This window comes from Ureibacillus xyleni (genome assembly GCF_900217795.1).
GTDB classification, from domain to species: Bacteria; Bacillota; Bacilli; order Bacillales_A; family Planococcaceae; genus Ureibacillus; species Ureibacillus xyleni.
Genome location: NZ_OBMQ01000001.1, coordinates 399360 through 422379, shown reverse-complemented (window position 1 = coordinate 422379; position 23020 = coordinate 399360). Strand labels below are relative to the sequence as shown.

Below are 23020 nucleotides of genomic sequence, written 5' to 3'. Positions count from 1 at the left end.
AGATTACACAAATTTTAATCTACCAGCCTCAATGGCAATTTCTGCGTCGCTATGAGGATATTTCGTATTACCAATAATTTGATAATCTTCATGTCCTTTACCAGCAAATATAATAATATCTCCAGGTTCTGCAACAGATACTGCATGTCTTACTGCATCTGCTCGATCACCGATACATGCATAATTTTCATGTTGCATCCCCTTTGCTAAGTCTCCTGTAATACTATCGTATTCCTCAAAACGCGGATCATCCGTTGTTAACACGACATAGTCTGCTTCAGAGGCTTTTTCCGCCATAGCTGGACGTTTCGATTTATCGCGATTCCCACCTGTTCCAACAAGGAAGATGATTTTCTTGTCAGGTTTTTTATATGGAAGTGCAGCATTAATTGCCTTTTCAATTGCATCTGGTGTATGGGCATAGTCAATAAAGATTTGTAACGGTAAATCGGTTACAATTCTTTCCATACGACCTCGCACTGGGTTTAAGTCTTCAATTTGTTCTAATATTGCTTCCATTTCGAAGCCTCTAGAATAAAATACTGCTGTTGCAGCCAATATATTGTACACGTTAAATTCCCCAATTAATTTCATAGAAACGGGAAATTTCCCTTCAGGTGTAATCATGTCGAAGGTTGTTATGTTATCATCGTAGCAACAATTTTCTGCACGGAAAGTTGCATCATTTTTCAAACCATATGTCCAAACAGGATATGGTGTAATGTTCGCATACTTTTCAGACCAAGGATCGTCTGCGTTTAAAACAACCGCTTTATTTTTTGTTAAATCTTGTCCTAGTTGTGAGAATAATAGCCCTTTTGCATTGCCATAGTTTTCCATCGTCCCATGGAAATCAAGGTGATCGTGAGTTAAATTTGTAAATACTGCCACATCATAATCTACCCCGGCAAGTCGACCTAAAGATAGTCCGTGAGAAGATACTTCCATAACCATCGCACGACAACCTTCCATTTTTGCACGGAAAATCATTTGTTGTGTACTTAATGCGTCGCTCGTTGTGTTGGCAGACTCATATAAAACTCCATTTAAGTTAAAGCCGATTGTACCTGAAACCGCTGACTTTTCTCCCATACCAATAAGCATATGGTGTATGATGCCAGAAACACTCGTTTTCCCGTTTGTACCCGTAACACCAATCATCGTTATATCATTTGAAGGATAATCGAAGAACTTAGCTGCCAATAATCCTAACGCTCGATTTGTATCTTGGACGATGACTTGCGCAACTTCCCCTTCTAATTGTAATCTTCGTTCTGTTACGATGACGATAGCACCCATTTCTACTGCCTTCTGAGCATAATCATGACCATCGACGGTATACCCTTTGATACAAATAAAAATACTTTTTGGTTGGACGCTTCTCGAGTCGATAGAAATGTCTTTTATGTTCGTTGGTAATTGTCCAACGATTTCTTTAAAGGGAAGTACACTGATTAATTCTTCTGTATACATACTCACTTAATCCTCCTTTACCATTGATGAAGTTACGTAAACATATAACAATTGTGCAGTCGCCTTAAGTGAGTCAATATGTGTTCGTTCATATGCGTGGCTCGACTCAATTCCTGGGCCAAATAGTGCATGTTTCACATCATAACCAGCTCGAATTGCAGCTGATGCATCAGATCCATAATAAGGATAAATATCTAATTTATAATCAATTTTATGTTGTTCTGCTAAGTTTACAAGGTGTCGAGTTAAGTCATAATGGTATGGTCCACTCGAATCTTTCGCGCAAATTGAAACAGTATATTCATCGGAAGCTTGACCATCTCCAATTGCCCCCATATCTACAGCAATATATTCTACAACTTGCTCAGGGATGTTGGAATTTCCACCATAACCAATTTCCTCGTTATTTGAAATATAAAAGTGTGTTGTATAAGGAAGCAAAACATTGTTTTCTTTAATATGTTTCATTAATTGTAATAATAGAGCTGTACTTGCTTTATCATCCAAATGGCGAGATTTAATAAACCCAGAATCTGTTACTTCAAATCGTGGATCAAATGATACAAAGTCCCCTACATTAATTCCAATATTTCTTATTTCATCTGGAGTTTTCACTTTTTCATCAAGTCGTACTTCAATATGCTTCTCGTCGCGTTTAATTTCTCCAGCCTTCGCGTATACATGTACAGAGGTTTCATGCATTAAAATTGTCCCGCGTATTTTTTTACCAGAAGCAGTATGAATCTTGCAATATTCCCCTTCTATTGCGTTCCAATTGAAGCCCCCTACTAAAGCAAGTCTCAATCGTCCATTGGATTTAATTTCTTTAACCATTGCCCCTAACGTATCAACATGTGCTGTTAAAAGTCTGTGGGATTCATCATTTTGTCCTGTAAATGTGGCAATAATCGCGCCTTTGTTTGTTTTTTTATAGTCAATGCCTAAATCAGTTAAATATTTTGCAATGAAGGTCATGATTGTTTTTGTAAACCCGGATGGACTGGGAATATTTACAATTTGGCCTAATAAATCTACTGTATCTTTTTCATAAAATACATCATTCATCAATAAGCCCCCTAAATTTTCTAATCATAACGAAATCTGAATAAAAATAATCATATCAAAATTCGCCAATTATCGACACCCTCGATTATAGAAAAATTTGAAAGAAAAATGTCAAAAAAGTTTTAAGTTTTTATGTAAGATAGCAATATTGTACTGTTTTATTATTTATTAAACGTGTATATAATTCGAAAGACCGAGAAATTTGAAACCAAACTTCTCGGCCAATACTATTTTAAAATAGAGCGAACTAGTTTTACTTTTTGCTTATATGGTGGAAATACAATATTCGTTGCCAATTTTGAAGAACGTTTCATAATAGATTTTGGATGAGTAAAGTTTTCAAAGCTTGCTTTCCCATGATACGCGTTAACTCCTGATGGCCCTACACCTCCAAAAGGTAAAAACGGGTTGCCAACGTGGGATACCGTATCATTTATACACCCACCACCAAAGGATAATTCTTGTAAAAAGTAATCCATTGCTTTTTCATGCTCGGAAAAGAAATAGGCAGCTAACGGTTTTGGTAATTGACGAATTTGATGAATGGCAACCTTTAAATCATCGTAAGGCATAATCGGTAAAATTGGGCCGAAAATTTCATCTTCCATAATCGGATTTTTCCAAGTGATATTTTCCATGATTGTCGGTTCTATATATAAATCGCTTCGGTCCGTTTTTCCACCAAATGTGATAAAACTTTGTTCAGCTTCTATAAGTTGTTGCAAACGATCAAAATGACGTTCGTTCACAACTCTTCCGTAATCCTTACTTTCTTGAGCGTTTTGGCCATAAAATTGAGCAATCGTCTTTTGGAGAATTTTCACAAATTTATCGTAAACAGATTCGTGAACTAATAAATAATCAGGAGCAACACAAGTTTGTCCAGTATTATTAAATTTACCCCATACGATTCGTTTAGCCGCTACTTCAAGATTTGCCGTTTGGTCAACAATTGTTGGACTTTTACCACCAAGTTCTAGTGTAATTGGTGTTAATCTTTCTGCTGCAGCCCTCATAATTACTTTTCCTACAGACACACTACCAGTAAAGAAAATATAATCAAACGATGCATGAATTAGTGCGGTAACTTCCTCTTTCTCTCCTTCAACAACACGTACGTAGCAAGTATCAAACGTTTCTTCGATGATTTTCTTAATAATTTTTGTCGTATTAACAGTTGTTTCAGAAGGTTTTACGATCGCTGTATTACCGCTAATGAGGGCACCAATTAAAGGCTCCATAATTAGTTGGAATGGGTAATTGAATGGTCCAATAATTAGCACAACGCCATATGGTTCTCGAACAATAAAACTTTTTGCCGGTTGGAAATGGATTGGTGTTTTAACTTGTACTGGTGTTGACCATTCATCAATATTTTTAATTAATAGTTCAATACTGCTTAAAACTAAACCTACTTCATTTGTATAAGCTTCGAATTCACTTTTACCCAAATCTCGATTTAATGCGTGTAAAATGTCTTCTTCATATTTTTTTATTTTCTCTTTTAATTTTTCCAGTTGTTTTTTCCGGAAATCAATACTTCTTGTATGGCCTGTGTAAAAAAACTTGCGCTGTTCTTCAATCATTAATTCTACTTCTTCACCAGTAAATTTTATCATTTCTCTTCCCCTAATCTATACATAATATTTTTCAATCTGCTCATAATAACTATGTACAATTTACTACAAAATGTCTTTCAAATCCTTTTTACAACCTTATTGTAGTCAAAAAAATGAAAGTTCATAATGTTTGTAATGATGATCTGAAAGACGTGATAAGGGGGCAATTTATTTATGATATCGACTGATACTTGGTGGGAAAAAATTTTTTCAGGACCTTTGTCTATTGGCTTAAATGGAGAAAAAATTCATCAATTAGAGGACGAATCCTTTTTATTCCTAAGTGAAGAAGAACAATTGCCACAAGAAAATGAATTTCAAAGTGAATAAGATTGCGATGAAACAAACCAACTGAATAGTAAAAGAAAAAGGACTGTTTTTCAATTGAGAGACAGTCCTTCTATGTTTTCTAGTTTTCAATTACCTCTGGATGAAACCCATCTTTCTGTAGATAATTTTCATTTTCCCAAATATTTAACTGGCCATCTTTAGCAGTTTCTTCAATCTCACGAAATTCCTCTTCTAATGTGTTATTTGGTTCATGAATATATCGAACAGCTGCATATCCTTTTTTAAGTAAAAGCTCTTGTAAAAGTACATCGTCAACAAACACATATGTTAATAATCGCCCATAGTTATCTGTTTCTGGACCTACATCGTGAAGTAGTTCTATCTTTGAAGCGTTTTCTAACAAGTTCAATGTATAACTTTTTGCTTCTTCAGCATATGGCATTGGATTGTTTTTGTCATAGTTCATTTCGGGTGTATCAACCATTAACAACCGAATCTGTTCTTCTTTTCCATTTACTTTTACACGAAATGTGTCGCCATCATTAGTTGAGACATATTGTGCTTCAATTAAGTCATTCCCAGTTGCTTCTGTAGCGAGCTCTGGAGTGATTTGGTAATTATTACTTTGTTCTGGTTCTTTTGACGAATTATTAAATACTAAATAAAGTACTACAGCGAGAATAACTGTCCCGCTCGTTATAATTGTTTTAATATCAGCCGCTTTCATATTGCTACCTCATTCTTTCATTTTACCTAAGTAATAGTATCATACATTATTACGCCAAAGCACAAAATTTTATTGACGAAATTACAGTAGAAATTCTCCTTTAATAGTCGCTTCTACCACTGTATGCCGCGCACAGAATCAAAAAAGTTTAATCGGACCTTCATTAGCACAATGACATGTCGTATAGACAACTACAACTTGGCTTTGCGGCTTGTGTGCAAAGTCTGCTCACAAAAGATAACACTTTATTAGGATACAAAAAAGAACACTATTCATCGTGTAAATAGCGTTCTGCATTGATTTATTCATTTTCTTTTTTCTGCTTTGGTTTAGGGCCTAACACTGTTGGAGGTATGTCAGCAAATGTTTCGCCTTCTTCTTCAAGATCGCGCATACGGTGTGCAATTCGTGATGCAGCACAAGCAGCAATACTTCCCACTAAGTCATCTAAAAATGTATGAACCCCGTTGCCAATTTTTGTATCTAATTTTTTAATGATTCCAACTTTATTTTTATCTAAATGTCCATATGTTGTTAAAGCAATGCTACCGTATGTCATAACAGAACCAAGTGCTAGCGTTTCATCCACTCCAAATAGCCCTTCATCGGATTCAATAATCGATTGTAATGGTTGAGATAACAAATTTTTTTCAGCCAGTTCATCTAATTCGATGCCAACTAAAACTGAATGCTGAACTTCACGTTTTCGAAGTACTCTTTCAACTGAGTTCGTACAATGCTCGATTGTAAGTCCTTCGTTATATGGTAATTGCATATCATAAACGATTGCTGCAATATCTTCAATTGTGACACCACGTCTTTCTAATGCTTCTTTCGTTGCCTTTGCTACCTCTTCTGAAGAAATTCGTTTTTTTACCATTTTTTGCGCCCCATTTCTTTTAATGACAATGAAAATTCTTCCTGTATTTCTATCTTTACTACATAGTACACGTAGTAATACAGATATGATACAATTTTGATACATTTAGTTATGATAGGAGGTCCCCTTGTGGATCAGGGAAAAGTAAAAGATATAACGTTTTATAGCCATTCATTACAAGAGGATATTGAGTTACTGATTTATGTACCAGCGAATTATACCCCTCTTAATAAATATAACATCTTAATCGCATCAGATGGAAAAGATTATTTCCAATTAGGTGGTATCTCACGCCTAGCAGATAAGCTGATTGATGATTTTGAAATCGAAAATTTAATTATCGTTGGTGTACCTTATAAAAATGTGGAAGATAGAAGAAAAAAATACATCCCAACTGGAGAGCAGCATGAAGCATATTTACGTTTTTTAGCTCATGAACTTGTCCCGTATTTGGATAACGAATATTCAACGTTTCAAATTGGCTCGACTCGTGGTTTAATTGGTGATTCCATGGCTGCAACAGCATCACTCATTGCTGCAATTAAATATCCAAACATCTTTTCAAAAGCTATTTTGCAATCACCATATGTCGATGAGCACGTATTACAAATAGTTGAACAATCTCCCGTAAACAATGCCTTATCGATTTACCATGTTATCGGCACAGGTGAAGACAAAGTGTTAACTACTGATAAAAAAATTAAAGATTTTTTAACACCAAATCGAAAACTCCATAATTTACTTTTGACAAAGGGTTATAATACTTTTTATGAAGAATTCAATGGTAATCACACTTGGAAGTATTGGAAGCCCGATTTAAGAAGAGCACTCATTGAAAACTTTAGTTAACAGTAGCTCGCTGAAATGCCTAATTTTCTCTAATCTGCTATAATTAAATTCGTACAGAAGATTTTAGGGAGGTAATGAACGATGAAATTTGGAATTGTTGCTTTTCCATCAAAAAAATTACAAGATTTAGCAAACACATATCGGAAACGGTATGACTCTCATTACTCAAAAATAACGCCGCATATTACATTAAAAGAAGCATTTGAGGCTGACGAACTTGAAATTCAAAATATCTCTAAAGAAATCGCTTCAATTGCGGAAAATTGTGCGCCGTTAAAGATTAATGCTTCTCGTATTAGTTCGTTCTTCCCAACGACAAATGTTATCTTTTTCCGAATTGAACCAACAGAACAGTTGAAAAATCTTCACCAAGAATTACAGAGCCGGATAAATATCGGGAAACCGAGACATGTATTTATCCCACATATTACGATAGCCCAAGACTTAACCGAAACAGAGCATGATGATATTTTTGGTCAACTACGTATGATAGGCGTTAATGAACAAGAAACGATTGATCGTATCCATTTACTATACCAATTAGAGGATGGTTCATGGACAACGTATGAAACATATCGCTTAACTGGGGATGAAAAGTAAAGTGTATGAAGTTAAAATTGTTAAAACGAAAGAAGAATTAGAGTTAGCTTTCTCTATTAGAAAAAAAGTGTTTGTAATCGAGCAAGGTGTTCCGTTACATCTAGAATTAGATGAATACGATGCCACTTCCACCCATTTTATCGTTTTAGATCAAGATAAAACAATCGCTGCTGCAAGATTACGTGAAATTGAAAGTAAAGTAGGCAAAGTTGAACGAGTTTGTGTACTAAAAGAATACCGAGGTAAAAAACTTGGAGTTCTAATTATGCAAAAGGTTGAGGAATATGCAATAAAACAAGGATGGAAAAAACTTAAGCTAAACGCACAAAGTTATGCTGTGCCGTTTTATGAAAAACTAGGTTTTCAAGTAACATCACCAGAATTTTTAGATGCAAATATCCCTCATAGAGCGATGGAAAAATTAATTTAAAAAATCCGCCACTTTTAGTACGGAACCAATAAATTCATTGGCTTTCATACTAAAGTGGCGATATTTTATCCTAACATCTTTTGAATTTTTGTAAGATCCAATGATTGACCATCTTGAACAATTGACTTTACAATTTGATTTTCTAAATCTTTAGAAATCGGTTTATTTGCTAGTTTACTAACTCGTTGTACAATTTTCCGAACTTGTTTTTCATTTTTAAAATCGGCATATTGGATTGCATTTGCTAACGCGAAAATTTCCTCCATGTTTACACCAGTTTTATTTTCAATTTGTTTGAAAAAAGGGTTCTGCAATTTTATCCCTCCCTATTATAACAACTTCCCACGATAATCAATAAAATGAATAACACAACAATTAGTACAAAAGAAGACCCTTTGTATCTAGAACCTCCACAGCAAACTTTCTTTCCCATATCATATGCTGGACTTTCTTGAGTGTGACCGCAATGGTTGTATGCTGGCATTACTTGAGGATGACCGTAAAATACTGTCGGACTTTCTTGATCATATTGCTCCCACATAAAAAAATCCCCTCCCTTCGAATGTATATTATGCAAACATACAATCGAAAGGAGGGGGTAAACGCCCTAGTTTACTTTTCCTTTAGGTTTAAATATTAAAGCAGCAATAAAACCGAAAACAATCGCCGCACTTATTCCAGAACTTGTAACTTCAAACATTCCGGTTAATACGCCAACCCATCCATGTTTCTCAGCTTCTGCAATGGCGCCGGTAGTTAATGCATTACCAAATGAAGTTATTGGGATTGTTGCACCTGCACCAGCTAAATCAATTAAGGGCTGATACCAACCTAATCCAGCTAAAATGGAGCCCGCCACGACTAAGGTTGATAAAGTATGAGCAGGTGTTAGTTTTCCTACGTCCATTAATAGTTGTCCAATAACACAAATTAAACCGCCAATTACAAATGCTAAGAGAAAATCAATAAAAATCATTTTTACTCCTCATTCCATCGTAATTTCAATTGCGTGTGCTGTACAAGGAATGGATTGCCCCTGTTGAAATGATAGCGGAGAGAGCAATGCCCCAGTTGCACAAAGTAAAACCCTTTTATAGCGGCCTGTTTTTAATTGTTGTTCAATGTAACTATAATAAACACTTGCTGAGCACCCTGCGCCACTCGCACCTGATTGGAAACTTTTATCTTCCCCATAAAATTCAGCACCCGCATCTCGGAATATGTCTAATTCTTCTTGTTTAGCCCCTGTTTGTGCAAACATTGCTTTTAAAATTTTTAAACCAATCTTCCCTAAATCGCCAGTCATAATTAAATCATAATCTGTAATTTTTTGATTACGTTTTTTCAAATGAGAACTGATAGTATCAAATGCAGCTGGAGCCATTGCGCCTCCCATATGGAATGGGTTTACTTCGCCATAGTCCACTACTTTCCCGATTGTTCCTGCTACGATGGAAGGTAGTTTTGGATCATGTTTACCGATTAAAGCATAACCAGCAGCAGTAACGGTCCACTGTGCAGTTTCTGGTTTTTGCCCTCCATAATCTACAGGATATCGAAATTGGCGCTCTATTGAGTTATGCTGACTCGATGAACCAGCAATAGCATATTTTGATGCTCCTAATTCCGTTAAGAGACTCGCAACAATTGCTGAAGATACTGAAGTTGCACATGCAGAAAACATCCCAATAAATGAAACAGCTAGTTCTCTTGCAGCAAAGTTAGTAGGGGTCATTTGATTGACTAAATCACCACTAAGGAAGAAATCGATATCTAAATTATTCGTTATATTTGCTTTCTTCATAATGATGTTGCAAGCTTCTTGAATCATCATCGCATGACCTTGTTCATTCGTTTTTTGATTCCAACGCTCATCCTCCACGACAGAATCAAAATAAGAATAAAATACACTTTTTTTCTCTAATGGTCCTGCTACGGCACCACATGCAATAATTGATGGTTTTGTTTTAAAAATAATTACCATTCTACCACGCCCATTGTTACTAAGATTAATTTAATTAACGCCACAAAAAATGCAGAAGCTACACCAAAAACAATAACTGATCCTGCAAGTTTAAATATATTACCGCCAACACCTAATACAAGACCTTCTGTTTTATGTTCAATTGCAGCAGAGACAACAGCATTACTAAATCCTGTTACGGGAACTGCACTACCAGCCCCAGCAAATTGCCCTAATTTACGGTAAAGTCCTAAACCAGTTAAAATCATAGCAATAAATACCATCGTTGCAGCAGTCGGATTCCCTACTGTCGTTTCGGTAAAGTCAAAAAAGATAATATAAAAATAAGTTATTGCATGCCCAATCGTACAAATTAATCCTCCAACTAAGAAGGCTTTTATGACGTTTTTAAAATAGGGGGTAGGAGGAGTAATCTGATCCTCTATTTGTTGATATTGTTGTTGATCCATTATGTTTCCTCCTTAGCAAGCTTTTTGAGCTTTTCTAGTTCGTCGCTTACCTTTTTTTCATCCTCTTCTTCAAGAAGTTTCTGTGTTTCCCAATATAATTTATAATCAGCAGAAACAAAGACTTCTAAGTTAGGGTACTTTTCTTCAATTTGTTTTTTTAAATTTTTCTCAATTTTACTCTTTTTGTAATCTAACCAGGGTTTTGCTTGTACCGCTACTAATAATTGATCATCTATAAATATTGCGTTACCAGCATAAACGTCATTTGAGTTTTTAATCACTTCTTCCACATTTTGATTTTGTTCTGCATTCGCTGTGTTTTTCACTTCTACTAATTGTTCCCCTGAGCATCCGAAAAGAAAAAATGGGATGCAGAAAAGGGCCAATGCCATTTTTTTCAAAATGAAACCCCCTTTTTCTATCCATTATGGGCATTACGATTTTAAATTATTCAAGAACACTATTGTGCTCGCATCAATATGAATTTGGCAATCGATTCGTTATCAATTTCATGAGCTCAATCTACATATAAGTTAAGTGATTTTTATTTTTCCTAAGCATGTTAATGAATTTGACTTGATAACAAAAAAAGTGTCCTAAATCTTGCGCCTATGGACATTCGCCCGTTTTTCAAATGGACTTTAACATATTGTAGATTGAACTAAAAAAAAGTGAGGTGAAAGATAATGGGTTGTGGTAGAAATAATGTGGAAGGTACTTCACATCGTGAGGGTTGTGTTTGTGAAGTAGTAAAAACAATCCTTAAACTACAAAACCATGTAGTAAGACATGATTGTGATGAGTGTGGAACAAGTTGCTTCTTAGAGCCACTAGGAGGTCTTGTAAACCATACACGTAATCAAGCAGATACTCGAGTTTTCATGTTATTAAACAAAGACGGCACTCCATTTAAAGCATTCTTTAAAGAGAAAGATGATAATAACGGCAAAGGTAAAGGTAAAGGTAAAGGTAACGACGGCAAAGGTGATGGCAAAAAAGATAAAGACAATGAATTACATTTTTCACCATTCTTCCGAGTAGAAGATGTTTTCGGTGATTGCTGCGCGACTTTACGCGTTGTAGCACCTGTTGATGAAAATGGTGATGTAGTAGATGTATTTGATGAAAACGGAAACTTCGACTTAATGGAATTCGACGATGTAGAAGACTATGAAAAAACTGATAGCTGTCTAACAGTAGATTTAGAAGCATTTGTTGCAATTCAATGTATCGCAGATGTAGATTTAAATATTTGCAAAAAATAATAGTTAAGAAAGATGGGGCTAATCATGACGGTTAGCCTCTCTTTCTTATTGTATTAAATAAATAGAAAACAATCTTACTAAAAAAAAGCGAGCAAACCCACATAGTGGATCTGCCGACTTTTCGAATTAGATACCATTTGTTGTTGTAATTAAGTCAATTTCATTTCCATCTAGTTCACGGATATCATCTTTCGTTTTCACCTTCACTACTACACCGTTTAGCCCTGCAATTTTACCAACAACATTGTCTCCATTTTTTAAATGGAATCGCAAAGTCCTGCTACTGTTTAACGGTTGGGAAAAGAAGCTCAATTGTCTAGCAATAACTGGATTTAAAATACGACCCGATCTCGATATTTCATAGACAGAGGTACTTTCATCGAGGTATGGCTCTTGCTGCTCACTTTCTTCCACTTCAATATAATAAAATGGCGGAGTTGGAATAAAAAGTAATGGTTCTTCCATTTTGCACATCCTTTTTTTCATAAAATATGCAAAAGGAAAAAATACGTGAATATTGCCTAACTAACTCAGTTGTCCTAATAACGTTGTAGCCAATCCTAAGTAGATTAAAATACTCGTTACGTCATTTAGAGTCGTAATAAATGGTCCAGATGCAACTGCAGGGTCAACCCCAAGTTTATGAATAAGTAATGGAATAAAAGAGCCAGCAATTGTTGCAACGAGAATCGAACAACAAATGGCAGCACCCACTAATAACCCAATGAGTAATGAATGTTTCCAAAAGAAAATTATCGCAACTACAACAATTCCACATACAATACCTGTAATTAACCCTGTCATAATTTCACGGAATAGCATTTTTATTTTGCTTTTTTCTTGTATTTCACCTGTTGCAATACCACGGACAGCAACGGCTAATGCTTGTGTTCCACTATTCCCAGAAGTTCCTGAAATTAACGGAATAAAGAGTGCTAATAATGCTACTTTGTCCAAGGTTGCTTCAAATTGTGCCATTAAAGAAGCTGTAATCATCCCTAAAAATAAAAGCATAATTAACCAAGGTAAACGTTTCGTTGCCGCTTTAAATGGACCCCCATCAATATCATCAATATCTGATACCCCTGCCAATTTTGAATAATCGTCAGAAGCCTCTTCATCAATGACATCGATAATATCATCGACAGTAATAATCCCTTGCATTTCTTGCTGTTCATTAACAACTGGAATTGCTAAGAAATTATAATCTTTCATAATTTGAGCAACTTCTTCTTGGTCATCCGTTACTTTGACATTCACAACACGATCATTCATAATGTCGCGAATTAGTGTATCTTCCTCTGAAATAATTAAATCACGTAATGAAATAACTCCAGTTAAATGATGCTGGTCATCCACGACGAATACATAATAAATCGTTTCTGCGTTTGGCGCTTCATTGCGAAGAACGGTCATTGCTGAACGAACCGTTGAATTTTCTAAGATCGAGACATATTCCGTCGTCATAATAGCCCCGGCAGTATATTCTTCGTAAGCTAACAATTCATTAATCTCTTCGACAGTTTCGCTATCCATCATTTCTAGGAAGCTTTCACGGTGTTCTTCATCAAGCTCATTTAACACGTCAACGGCATCATCTGTATACATATAAGAAAGCATTTCTGCTCCGTATGAAGTATCCATTTCTTTTAAGAATTGCTCATATTCTTCATCTTCTAATTCAATTGCTTCAAAGATTAAAGCCATTTCTTGAGGAGACAAGAATTGATAGATTGTGGTACGTATATCAGGTCCAACCTTCTCATAAAATTGCGCCTGATCGTACGGATGAAGTGCTAAAAAGTGTTCACGAAATGAATCGATATCTTCATCTATTAATAATTGTCGTAAAAATTCTTCGTCAAACTGATCCTCATGATTATTTTTACGTTGCTCTACCATGCATGTCCCCTCCTCTCAAACTTCATCATATGTGCAATTACAATTCTCGTAAATACCTTTTTTTAAGTTCACAATACTTTTACAAATTCGATAATTTACTTCGTTAGGCATCACAACACTTGGTAGTGATATTTTTGTTCTTCCATAAAGAACCTGCATTTTCATTTTTCAAATATAACATAATTTTTATCTGAAAATAAAAAGATGTTCGAGTTATTTTCGAACATCTCTTTTAATTATTGATAAGTTTCTTCATTGGTTCAAGTATTTCACTTGAGAAGGCAAGCGTTTCATTTGTAAGAGGATGGAGCATTTCTAGGAAAACACAGTGGAGAGCTTGCCGGTTTAATAACCTTTTACTTCCTCCATAAAGATCATCCCCCACTAGCGGATGTCCTATATGTGCCATATGAACACGGATTTGATGAGTTCTTCCGGTATGAAGCTTTAATCGAACATGTGTTAACGGTTCTCCATCAATCGAAAAACCTCGTTTTACAACCTTAGCATCCGTATGAGAATATTGACCGTCACTTCGCACAACCCGTTCAATGATACTTGTCTCACTACGTCCGATTGGTGCAATGATTTGTTGCTCATCTAACTCAACTGTACCATGGACGATTGCTTCATATTGCTTATTAATTTGCCCTCTTTTTTGTTGCAACCCCATTAAATGGTGAATGTGACTATGTTTTGCAATACAAACTAGACCTGATGTATTGTGATCTAGCCTCGTTACAATATGAACTGTCGAATGAATCCCTTTTTGCAAAAAATATCCACTCACTAAATTCGCAACACTTCCAGTAGGATGTTCACGAGATGGGATTGTATTCATAAAGGGCGGTTTTTCAATAATGAGTAGAGCATCATCCTCATAAACTACGGATAAATGACCGTGTTCTACAATTAATCCATCACTTGTTTCTTCAGGTGGGAAAATAATTGTAATTTCGTCGCCTTCATTTAACACATGGCGAACAGTTTTTTCAATTCCATTTACTAATATATTGCCACCATTATACTTGATAGAGGTTAATCCCCTCTTTGAAATACCTTGATGACTAATTGCATCCCTTAATAGTTGACCATTTTTATTCGCAGTAAACTGTAGCTTAAATCTTGTATCCATTGGTAACTCCTATTCGTTCGAAACAAAGGAATCATGTACTCGTTCCCAAAATGGAAAAGGTCTAAAACGAGCAAAGCGTACTCTCTCGTTCGCTACATTAAAAGTAACTGACTTCAAATCGTCTTGTACAAGGTGGTTGTGATCAATCGTCATTGTAAATTGTTGGTTTTTCACAGGTATTAATGCACAATTATGATGGGCAGGCAATACTAATGACGAGCCAACCGTTCTAAAAACTCGATTATTAATCGACGCCATTTCTGTTATTTGAAAGGCTTGTAGTGTCGGATGGATAATTGCCCCACCTAGTGCCTTATTATAAGCAGTACTTCCGGATGGCGTGGATATACAAAGGCCGTCACCACGGAACCGTTCAAAGTGATTACCATTTAATTCTACATCCATCACTAACGTAACGTCTGGAGATTTAATTGTCGCCTCATTAAGTGCTAAATACGTTTTTGATTCACTATTATGAGTTTGAACATGCACCTCTAATAATGGGTATTCAACAACGTTATATTCTTTTTTCGCAATGGATAATACTAGTTTTTCGAGTTCTGAAGGTTTCCAATCAGCATAAAACCCTAAATGACCAGTGTGGATTCCGACAAAAGCAACCTGGTGCAATCGATGAAGATGGCGATGGAAAGCATGTAAAAGCGTCCCGTCCCCACCAATCGAAATAACAATCTCAGGTTCCTCTTCATCAAATGTTAGGCCGAAATCTTGTAAATACGTTTTTGCGAGTTCCATCAATTCATTTGATTGAGAATCTCTGCGTGACTGAATCGAGAACTTCAAATTACTCACGCTCCTTTTCCTCATTTGTCGATCGAATCGTTGGGTTTGATGCTTCTTTATTTTCACTAAAATATACTTGTGCTTCCTGTATTTCACTTCGAATAGAAGACATTTCTTCATCTAATATAAAAGCAGCTTCTGCAGCACTTTGGAGTCGGTTTTTTATTTCTTCAGGGAACAAGCCTTTATATTTATAATTTAAGGAATGTTCAATGGAAGCCCAAAAATTCATCGCAAGCGTCCTAATTTGAATCTCTGCTAACACTTCAATTTTCCCGTTAATTGTTTCGACAGGGTATTCAACAATCATATGGTATGAGCGATATCCACTAGGTTTACTATGTGTAATATAATCCTTTTCCTCAATTACTTTCAAATCATCTCTTTGACGGATTAAATTGACTACTGTTGAAATATCATCAACAAATTGACACATAATACGCAGCCCAGCAATATCTTGAAGCTCTTCTGTTAATTGATGAGAAGGTTCAAAGGGTATTCCCTTTTCTAATGTTTTATCATATATACTAGCTAACGGTTTCACTCTACCTGTAACAAACTCGATTGGAGAAGTGGTTCCAGTTATTCCAAATTGAGAACGCATTCCTTTTAATTTGATTTTTAGTTCATCCACAGCCTGTTTATATGGGCTTAAAAATATGTCCCATTGTCCCATAGAAAATTCCTCCTTAGAAAACACGACTTGTTGTAAAAGAACAAATCGTTGTTGCACCTTTCGTGGAGCATACCCAACCATGCAACTTTATCAATTTATAAGCACGTATCGTTTTTTATGATTACAACGTGTCTTTTTGGAATATTTCCTTAAACGCTTCTTCAATGGCATCGACAAATTCTTTACCATAGTTGTCGTTACCTTCAATATTGAAAATTAGCATTTCTAGTTCTTCAATGAAATGAATTAATTCAATTGCTTTTCCATTTATCGTTACATATGGATTTTGGTTAGATTTCATGATATCAACTAGATGTGACCAAAGCTCCCTCGAAAATTGTAAATAGCTAAACTCTCCACCTTCTTCAACAACATAAATCAATGCAAGGTGGTCAGAATCTGCTAACATTTGCCCTGCAGGAACAATTTGTATTTCCTTTTGATTTTCGTTTAAACTAAAGTGGTGATTATTATGTACATACTGATAATTGTCAATTTTATAAATGTTGCGCATTAAAATTACATCCCTTCAACACTATTCCTTCATATTTTAACATAGCAGTATACAATTTCGAGAAAAAGAATGAAGGAAAATACATAATCCATTTTTGAAAGGAAAGTATCCATGAGCCAAGAATTAGAGATTGAATTTAAAAATATGTTAACAAAAGAACAGTATGAATTTTTGCTAAAGGAATTTCAAGTGAAGGATGAAGATATTATTAGCCAAACAAATCATTATTTCGATACCCCATCTTTTACCTTAAAAGAATTATCAAGTGGCCTTCGTATAAGGGAAACAAAAAATAAAATTGTCTGTACGTTAAAAGAGAAAAAATCGACAAATATTCATTTAGAAACAACAGATGAAATTACAAGAAAGCAAGCTGATTTAATGTTAGCTGGTAAAGAATTTTCAGCTCCTAAAGTTAGAGCAAAATTAATCGAATTAACTATTCCCATTGATGAATTAAATGTTTTTGGCTCTTTAACAACAGATCGTGTGGAAATTCCATACAAAGGTGGAATCCTTGTGTTTGACCATTCTTTCTATTTGCAGTGTGACGATTATGAGGTAGAATATGAAGCAAGTAATGAAAAAGAGGGTAAAGAAATTTTTATGGAGTTTTTACAAAGCCGACAAATTAAAAGGCATGTTACAGATAAAAAAATCGCTCGCTTTATGAAAGCGTTGAAAGGTTGATCGTATTTGGATATTTCATCGATGAAAATGTTACTTGAAATTCAAGCAATACAATCTATGGGCAATTCACAAACAAGCGTTCAATCGTTAACGAACAATAACTCAATTTTTACAGAACTACTAGAAGAAATGATGTCTTCAACACCTTCTTCTTTAACGAATAACGCTGCTAATATTTTGGGAAGCTACTCACAACAGGAGCAAAGCAATGCTTCACAAAATTATCTTTCTTCAATGTACTTAAATTCAACTTCAAATTACATACCTGAATCTTATTATGACTCATTAATGGAAACAGATAACAATAATGTTTTTCATAACTTCATTAATAAAGACTACTTAAATACATCTGGATATTCAGATGTCCTTGCAGGGGCAAGTAAATACTCGGATTTAATTACCAAAGCTTCCGCAAAGTATGGTGTACCAGAAAAGCTAATCGCTGCTGTTATAAAAACTGAATCTAATTTTAATCCAAATGCTGTTAGTTCAGCTGGTGCAACTGGTTTAATGCAACTTATGCCTGGTACAGCCAAATATCTTGGTGTACATGATTCAAGAGATGCTGAACAAAATATTATGGGAGGCACTAAATATTTAAGCCAAATGCTAAATAAATTCAATAATAATATAGAACTTGCATTAGCTGCATATAATGCTGGACCTGGAAATGTTTCAAAATATGGTGGAATTCCACCATTTAAGGAAACAGTTAATTATGTAGACAAGGTACTAAACTACTATAACGCTTAAGATTTATTCCTAATATGCGATTTGTTTGAGAAATAAGCAATACGTTGTTAGAATAAATACATCACATTCTAGTGTTAAAACAGTAACGACTATACGGGGTATGCAATACTCGGATATTTCATTACGTATAACAAAAAGAAGTAAAGGAGTTGCAGCTATGAATCGAAAATATACGATTCCTTACGAGGAAATTGGTGCTGAAAAACTTTCTGAGCTCCTTCGCGCTTTTTATAAACGTGTTGCGAAGCATCCATTGTTAATTCCGATTTTTCCAGAAGATTTATCTGAAGTTCTACGTAAACAAATACAATTCCAAACTCAATATTTAGGTGGGCCGAATCTTTATACAGAGGAACACGGACATCCAATGATGAAAGCTCGTCATATACCTTTTAAAATCACTCCTGACCGTGCTCAAGCTTGGCTTGAATGTATGAGTGAAGCAATGGATGAGGTTGGCCTTGAAGGGAAATTTCGTGAAGTATATTATCAACGTCTTGTTATGACTGCTCATCATATGATTAATTCGCCAAATGAAGATGAGGAGGATTTAGAGTGAATAATGTCCAATTATTGCCGAAACCCGTCGCACCTTCTAGCATTACAAAGCCTATAGAATTATATATTTTTATAGATCCACTTTGCAAAAAGGCCTTAAAAATGCAATCAATGCTAAGAAAGTTACAACTAGAGTACGATCATTATTTTACTTGGCGCTATGTGCTGAGTACAAAATTAGCATCGTTAAATAGTTTAAGACGTACGAAAGGTTGTATGACAGGTGCAGAACTGGATATTACGCATCCTGCCCTCCCGTCAATTGCGATAAAAGCAGCTGAACTACAAGGGAAACGTGCTTCATGTCGTTATTTACTTAAATTACAAGAACATGCTCTATTAAATACAAAGGATGTTACGTCCTACGCGGTTTTAATTGATATCGCCAAAGAAACGAATCTTGACATTGATGAATTTATTAATGATTTCGGTTCAAAAGAGGCAGCTCGAGCTTTTCAATGCGACTTACACATTACCCGTGAAATGGATGTTGATGAAGTTCCGAGTATTGTATTCTTCAATGAATGTATAGAGGATGAAGGACTTAAAGTAAGTGGTATGTATGCTTATGAGGTGTATGTTCAAATCTTACAAGAAATGATTAATGACACAATTACATGCCAAACGCTTCCGACAATAGATGAATTGTTTAGTAGATTTCATTCCTTAACGACAGCAGATGTTGCTGAAATATATTCTATCTCAGAACAGGATGCAGAACGTGAACTAAAAAAACGAATGCTGCAACAAAAACTTGATCGCCTGACAAACGAAGAAATTACCCTATGGAGAAGAAAATAATTCATTAAGCACTTATTTTTTATATCTATTAATATAGTAGTAGACAATTTCGAATTGAAATTGTCTACTTTTTTTGCGCTAGTTAATACACTGCCTAACAATAACAAAAGAGACGCCCAATTCTTTTTCAAGAATAGACGTCTCTTTTCACAAAGGGGATGGGAGAAATGTTCACGTTCAAACAAAGGGGTGTATGTTTGTTATGTGATTTATTTCACGTATTTAATTTATCATAGAATAATAATCGATGCAATGAAACTAGATACCTTTCACAAATTCGTCATATAGTAACCGTTTTCATAAACGTTGGTATTACTAGGATTATAACAGGTTGTACTCATTTTTTCGTAGTTTCAAAACTGTTATATAATAATAAAAATTGTTATTTTGAATTATATAAATATTATTAGTATTGCAAATTTAAAAAAACGATGTAAGGCAATGATGAACACCTTCACATCGTTCTTCTTTTTATTTATTTAATAATAACGATTCAAGTTCAATTAACTTTTGTTCAAATACTTTACACGCTTCTCTTATTGGCGTTGGAGATTCCATATCCACCCCTGCAGCTTTTAGAACTTCAATTGGGAAATCAGAACAGCCAGCTTTTAAGAAATGATTTATATAACGATCCACTGCCGGTTGACCTTCTTCTAAAATCTGTTTGCTCAGAGCGGTTGCTGCACTTTGCCCCGTTGCATACTGATACACATAATAATTGTAGTAGAAGTGTGGAATTCGTGCCCACTCGAGTCCAATCTCTTCATCTACTGTCATTTCTTCACCAAAATATTGTTTATTTAAATCATAGTAGATTTCAGTTAAACTTTCTGCAGTTAACGCTTCCCCGTTTGCATCTTTTTCATGAATAAGGTGCTCAAACTCTGCAAACATTGTTTGTCTGAAAACAGTACTTCTGAATCCATCTAACCAATGATTTAGTAAATAAATTTTTTGCTGTGAGTCCTCAGTTGTTTTTAATAAGTAGTCAAATAACAGTTCCTCATTACAAGTTGAAGCCACTTCCGCAACAAAAATGGAGTAGTCTGCGTAAGGATAGAGCTGATTTTGACGTGTATAATAACTATGCATACTATGACCAAATTCATGTGCCAACGTAAAAAGATTATTAATGTTATTTTGCCAGTTCATTAAAACATATGGGTTCGTACCATACGTTCCTGATGAGTAGGCCCCACTTCTTTTCCCCTTGTTTTCAAGAACATCTACCCAACGGCTGTCTAATCCTTTTTGAACGATGGATTGGTATTCTTCGCCTAATGGAGCAAAGCTTTTAACCATAATATCCTTCGCTTTTTCATAAGGCATATCAATTTTCACTTCTTTTACTAATGGTGTGAATAGGTCATACATATGAAGTTCTTCCACACCTAATACTTGTTTTCTAAGGGCAATATAACGGTGTAAAACAGGTAAAAATTCATGAATAGTTGAAATTAACTGATCGTAAACTTTTTCAGGAATCGTGTTATTGCTTAATGCACGATGTCTTGCTGAATCAAATTTTCGAATACGAGCACTTACATTATGTGATTTAACATTACCAGATAATGTCGATGCAAACGTATTTTTAAATTTACCATATGTGTCGTACATTGCCTTAAAAGCCTCTTCCCGCACTTGGCGATTATCGCTTTCTAAAAACGTAATATAATTTCCATGGGTTAATTGCACTTCTTCCCCTTCGTCGTTTTTAATAAGAGGAAACTCTAAATCTGCATTATTTAAAGCACTAAATGTACCACTGGAAGCAGATGTTACTTCTGTAAACTGTGCTAGTAATTGTTCTTGTTCTGCAGATAGAACATGGGGGCGTTTTAAATTCAATTCTTTTAACATTTGTGTATATAATTGAAGCGGTTCATATTCTTCTAAATAGGATTGAATCTTTTCTTCCTCAATTGATAAAATCTCTGGTGTGATAAATGACCAAGCAGCTGATAATTTTGCGCCTAAAGAGCGGACTCTTGCATCCATTCCCTGGTATTTACTATTTGTAGTATCTTGATCGTGTTTTAAATGGCTATATACGTAAAGCTTCCCAAAGCGTTTAGATAATTCATCACTAAATTGAAGTGTATCAAATAAATTTTTTGCATTTCCAACTACAGTACCTTTAAATTTTTCACCCTCAGGTATTAGCTTTTCAATTTCTTTAAATTCTTCTTCCCACGCAGCGTCTGATGAGAAAATTCCTTCTAAGTCCCATGTTAACTCCACTGGTACTTCTTCACGATTTAATAACTTTTTCGCCATAAAAATTGCCTCCGATACCATTTAATTCGAAATTTTCGTATTTCATTCATTTTCTCAAGATTGACTTTTAATTGCAAGAAATTGACTATACAGATAGTTGTCCACATGTTCCTTACTAATGTTCTCGTTAACATCATGTATAGAAAGTGCCTTGAGTAAATCACAATAGTCCATGACAACCCTATATGTTTCCTCTGTTCCATTAATATTGGACCATTTTAAAAAATGCGATATTACACTTTTATTTATTGTCCCTACAGAAATTTGATAAACCTTTAGAAAATAAAATAGTGCAACTTGCCACTCTACTGAAAAGAGATTTAATACTTCACTCCCCTTTAAAGGAACACCAATATAGCATGGTAAGGAGAGTAAATTTAATCGAAGTTCATAAATACTCCGCAATAATAAATCTTTTACACCTGTCCTACTTATTAATACTCTTGATTTTAAGTAGTTATGTTTCGCTTTATTATAAATTATTAAATATCGTTCAAATTCTTCTCTTGTTAAATTCTTTGGTAAATAAAATGGGAAATTTTGAAATTGAATAGGTAAGGCATTCACTTTTGCAATAAAAGTATTGCCATGAACAAATAATATATTTGATAGGTAAATAAACTGTCGCAGAAATGGATTATACATCATAATATATTGTTGGTGTTTAGTGGAAATAATAAATTGTTGAATTTGCTTATTAATCGAAATCTTATTTATTCCTTCACTAATTTCACTGGGTGTGGCAGGAATCCAAATTGGTATTATTGAAGCACTGGAATAACCTGAATTACGTTGTGTTAGTTTCTCATTGGGGATTGGGCTACATTGAAATTCAATCGCAAACTGTTTGTTGTTGTGATGTAGCAGTAAGTCTGGCCGTTGTTTTAACTTAGGTAGATAAGGTTCTAACTGAACATTTAAACGGAGAGTTTGAAAAAGTAAAAATAACTGTTCTTTTCCTTCCAAATGTTGAGGTGACTCGCCATCAGAGAATGAATGCTCACACTCACTTTTCTTCACATGGGCAAAATGCGGTATTTTTACATGCCCTACTTTTAGCTGGAGCTGTTGTTTGCATTGTGGACAATAAAAATTCGTTGTTGTTCGAAGTTGTTTTAAAGTTGATGGAAGTATACTCGAATGTAATACAAACCTTTGATTTTGATCTGTATAAGCAACTAGCATTTAGCGTCCCCTCCTAACAGTAATTGTAAGGAGGAAATAGTTGGATTTCAAGCGCTTATTTTAAATCATTGGAAATTAATAATTTACAAA

The 23020-nt window shown here is 34.9% G+C and carries 28 protein-coding genes; 9 read left to right on the top strand and 19 right to left on the bottom strand.

From position 1 onward, the window contains the following. Positions 1 to 3 precede the first annotated feature (3 nt). From CRO00_RS01915 to CRO00_RS01905, 3 genes are all read right to left on the bottom strand, one after another. Positions 4 to 1473, bottom strand: coding sequence for a UDP-N-acetylmuramoyl-L-alanyl-D-glutamate--2,6-diaminopimelate ligase (locus CRO00_RS01915; RefSeq protein ID WP_097071949.1), 1470 nt, complete (start codon positions 1471 to 1473; stop codon positions 4 to 6). A gap of 6 nt (positions 1474 to 1479) precedes the next feature. Next, a complete protein-coding gene (locus CRO00_RS01910) occupies positions 1480 to 2538 on the bottom strand; it encodes a M42 family metallopeptidase (RefSeq protein ID WP_097071948.1) in 1059 nt (352 codons plus the stop codon). A 227-nt stretch (positions 2539 to 2765) separates the two neighbouring features. Beyond that, the gene (locus CRO00_RS01905; protein ID WP_419865841.1) at positions 2766 to 4157 is read right to left on the bottom strand and encodes an aldehyde dehydrogenase; all 1392 of its coding nucleotides are present in this window, start codon (positions 4155 to 4157) and stop codon (positions 2766 to 2768) included. A gap of 174 nt (positions 4158 to 4331) precedes the next feature. Between CRO00_RS01905 and CRO00_RS20255 the strand changes: the two genes are divergently transcribed. After that, the gene (locus CRO00_RS20255; protein ID WP_202615601.1) at positions 4332 to 4487 is read left to right on the top strand and encodes a hypothetical protein; all 156 of its coding nucleotides are present in this window, start codon (positions 4332 to 4334) and stop codon (positions 4485 to 4487) included. A gap of 79 nt (positions 4488 to 4566) precedes the next feature. On the opposite strand, the gene CRO00_RS01900 is transcribed toward CRO00_RS20255, so the two are convergent. Further along, on the bottom strand, positions 4567 to 5175 hold the full coding sequence (locus tag CRO00_RS01900; RefSeq protein WP_097071947.1) for a thermonuclease family protein: 609 nt from the start codon (positions 5173 to 5175) through the stop codon (positions 4567 to 4569). Between the two features lie 301 nt (positions 5176 to 5476). Continuing rightward, positions 5477 to 6055: a phosphatidylglycerophosphatase A family protein gene (locus CRO00_RS01895; RefSeq protein ID WP_097071946.1), complete on the bottom strand. Its 579-nt coding sequence runs from the start codon at positions 6053 to 6055 to the stop codon at positions 5477 to 5479. 129 nt (positions 6056 to 6184) lie between these two features. On the opposite strand from CRO00_RS01895, the gene CRO00_RS01890 reads away from it, so the two are divergent. The 3 genes from CRO00_RS01890 to CRO00_RS01880 all read left to right on the top strand — a co-directional run bounded on the left by CRO00_RS01890 (position 6185) and on the right by CRO00_RS01880 (position 7934). Further along, entirely contained in the window at positions 6185 to 6904 is a 720-nt protein-coding gene (locus tag CRO00_RS01890; protein ID WP_097071945.1) for an alpha/beta hydrolase, read from the top strand. An 81-nt stretch (positions 6905 to 6985) separates the two neighbouring features. Continuing rightward, the gene (locus CRO00_RS01885; protein WP_097071944.1) at positions 6986 to 7504 is read left to right on the top strand and encodes a YjcG family protein; all 519 of its coding nucleotides are present in this window, start codon (positions 6986 to 6988) and stop codon (positions 7502 to 7504) included. Between the two features lies 1 nt (position 7505). Next, positions 7506 to 7934 (top strand): GNAT family N-acetyltransferase, encoded by a 429-nt coding sequence (locus tag CRO00_RS01880; RefSeq protein ID WP_097071943.1) that lies wholly within the window; start codon positions 7506 to 7508, stop codon positions 7932 to 7934. Positions 7935 to 7999: 65 nt separating this feature from the next. Here the strand turns inward: CRO00_RS01880 and CRO00_RS01875 are convergent, their stop codons facing one another. The 6 genes from CRO00_RS01875 to CRO00_RS01850 form a co-directional block, all read right to left on the bottom strand. After that, positions 8000 to 8248, bottom strand: a complete 249-nt coding sequence (locus CRO00_RS01875) for a stage VI sporulation protein F (RefSeq protein ID WP_097071942.1) — start codon at positions 8246 to 8248, stop codon at positions 8000 to 8002. A 2-nt stretch (positions 8249 to 8250) separates the two neighbouring features. Then, positions 8251 to 8367, bottom strand: coding sequence for a YjcZ family sporulation protein (locus CRO00_RS19940; protein ID WP_101918854.1), 117 nt, complete (start codon positions 8365 to 8367; stop codon positions 8251 to 8253). Positions 8368 to 8541: 174 nt separating this feature from the next. Continuing rightward, on the bottom strand, positions 8542 to 8910 hold the full coding sequence (spoVAE, locus tag CRO00_RS01865; RefSeq protein ID WP_097071940.1) for a stage V sporulation protein AE: 369 nt from the start codon (positions 8908 to 8910) through the stop codon (positions 8542 to 8544). A gap of 9 nt (positions 8911 to 8919) precedes the next feature. After that, on the bottom strand, positions 8920 to 9918 hold the full coding sequence (locus CRO00_RS01860; RefSeq protein ID WP_097071939.1) for a stage V sporulation protein AD: 999 nt from the start codon (positions 9916 to 9918) through the stop codon (positions 8920 to 8922). Further along, positions 9912 to 10367 (bottom strand): stage V sporulation protein AC, encoded by a 456-nt coding sequence (spoVAC, locus tag CRO00_RS01855; RefSeq protein ID WP_097071938.1) that lies wholly within the window; start codon positions 10365 to 10367, stop codon positions 9912 to 9914. Before spoVAC ends, CRO00_RS01860 begins: the two co-directional genes overlap by 7 nt. Beyond that, the gene (locus tag CRO00_RS01850; RefSeq protein ID WP_097071937.1) at positions 10367 to 10768 is read right to left on the bottom strand and encodes a hypothetical protein; all 402 of its coding nucleotides are present in this window, start codon (positions 10766 to 10768) and stop codon (positions 10367 to 10369) included. Before CRO00_RS01850 ends, spoVAC begins: the two co-directional genes overlap by 1 nt. Positions 10769 to 11053: 285 nt before the next feature. On the opposite strand from CRO00_RS01850, the gene CRO00_RS01845 reads away from it, so the two are divergent. Further along, complete coding sequence (locus CRO00_RS01845; protein WP_097071936.1) at positions 11054 to 11632, top strand: CotY/CotZ family spore coat protein; 579 nt, start codon at positions 11054 to 11056, stop codon at positions 11630 to 11632. 126 nt (positions 11633 to 11758) lie between these two features. Here CRO00_RS01845 and CRO00_RS01840 read toward each other — a convergent pair whose 3' ends face one another. The 6 genes from CRO00_RS01840 to CRO00_RS01815 all read right to left on the bottom strand — a co-directional run bounded on the left by CRO00_RS01840 (position 11759) and on the right by CRO00_RS01815 (position 16663). Next, a complete protein-coding gene (locus tag CRO00_RS01840) occupies positions 11759 to 12097 on the bottom strand; it encodes a 4-diphosphocytidyl-2C-methyl-D-erythritol kinase (protein WP_097071935.1) in 339 nt (112 codons plus the stop codon). A 60-nt stretch (positions 12098 to 12157) separates the two neighbouring features. After that, on the bottom strand, positions 12158 to 13534 hold the full coding sequence (gene mgtE, locus CRO00_RS01835; protein WP_097071934.1) for a magnesium transporter: 1377 nt from the start codon (positions 13532 to 13534) through the stop codon (positions 12158 to 12160). A 232-nt stretch (positions 13535 to 13766) separates the two neighbouring features. Continuing rightward, positions 13767 to 14669 carry an RluA family pseudouridine synthase gene (locus CRO00_RS01830; RefSeq protein WP_097071933.1) on the bottom strand — a complete coding sequence of 301 codons (903 nt, stop codon included), beginning with the start codon at positions 14667 to 14669 and terminating at the stop codon, positions 13767 to 13769. A 9-nt stretch (positions 14670 to 14678) separates the two neighbouring features. After that, the gene (locus CRO00_RS01825) at positions 14679 to 15473 is read right to left on the bottom strand and encodes an NAD kinase (RefSeq protein WP_237658312.1); all 795 of its coding nucleotides are present in this window, start codon (positions 15471 to 15473) and stop codon (positions 14679 to 14681) included. Between the two features lies 1 nt (position 15474). Beyond that, positions 15475 to 16149, bottom strand: coding sequence for a GTP diphosphokinase (yjbM, locus tag CRO00_RS01820; RefSeq protein WP_097071931.1), 675 nt, complete (start codon positions 16147 to 16149; stop codon positions 15475 to 15477). Between the two features lie 121 nt (positions 16150 to 16270). Continuing rightward, positions 16271 to 16663 (bottom strand): UPF0738 family protein, encoded by a 393-nt coding sequence (locus tag CRO00_RS01815; RefSeq protein WP_097071930.1) that lies wholly within the window; start codon positions 16661 to 16663, stop codon positions 16271 to 16273. A gap of 111 nt (positions 16664 to 16774) precedes the next feature. Between CRO00_RS01815 and CRO00_RS01810 the strand changes: the two genes are divergently transcribed. From CRO00_RS01810 to CRO00_RS01795, 4 genes are all read left to right on the top strand, one after another. Beyond that, positions 16775 to 17353, top strand: a complete 579-nt coding sequence (locus tag CRO00_RS01810; RefSeq protein WP_097071929.1) for a CYTH domain-containing protein — start codon at positions 16775 to 16777, stop codon at positions 17351 to 17353. A 6-nt stretch (positions 17354 to 17359) separates the two neighbouring features. Beyond that, positions 17360 to 18106 carry a lytic transglycosylase domain-containing protein gene (locus CRO00_RS01805; protein WP_097071928.1) on the top strand — a complete coding sequence of 249 codons (747 nt, stop codon included), beginning with the start codon at positions 17360 to 17362 and terminating at the stop codon, positions 18104 to 18106. Between the two features lie 157 nt (positions 18107 to 18263). After that, the gene (locus tag CRO00_RS01800; RefSeq protein ID WP_097071927.1) at positions 18264 to 18665 is read left to right on the top strand and encodes a globin domain-containing protein; all 402 of its coding nucleotides are present in this window, start codon (positions 18264 to 18266) and stop codon (positions 18663 to 18665) included. Then, positions 18662 to 19465 carry a DsbA family protein gene (locus CRO00_RS01795; RefSeq protein WP_097071926.1) on the top strand — a complete coding sequence of 268 codons (804 nt, stop codon included), beginning with the start codon at positions 18662 to 18664 and terminating at the stop codon, positions 19463 to 19465. Before CRO00_RS01800 ends, CRO00_RS01795 begins: the two co-directional genes overlap by 4 nt. Positions 19466 to 19936: 471 nt before the next feature. Here CRO00_RS01795 and pepF read toward each other — a convergent pair whose 3' ends face one another. Further along, entirely contained in the window at positions 19937 to 21745 is a 1809-nt protein-coding gene (gene pepF / locus CRO00_RS01790) for an oligoendopeptidase F (RefSeq protein ID WP_097071925.1), read from the bottom strand. A 54-nt stretch (positions 21746 to 21799) separates the two neighbouring features. Further along, the gene (locus CRO00_RS01785; protein ID WP_097071924.1) at positions 21800 to 22930 is read right to left on the bottom strand and encodes a competence protein CoiA; all 1131 of its coding nucleotides are present in this window, start codon (positions 22928 to 22930) and stop codon (positions 21800 to 21802) included. Positions 22931 to 23020 lie beyond the last annotated feature (90 nt).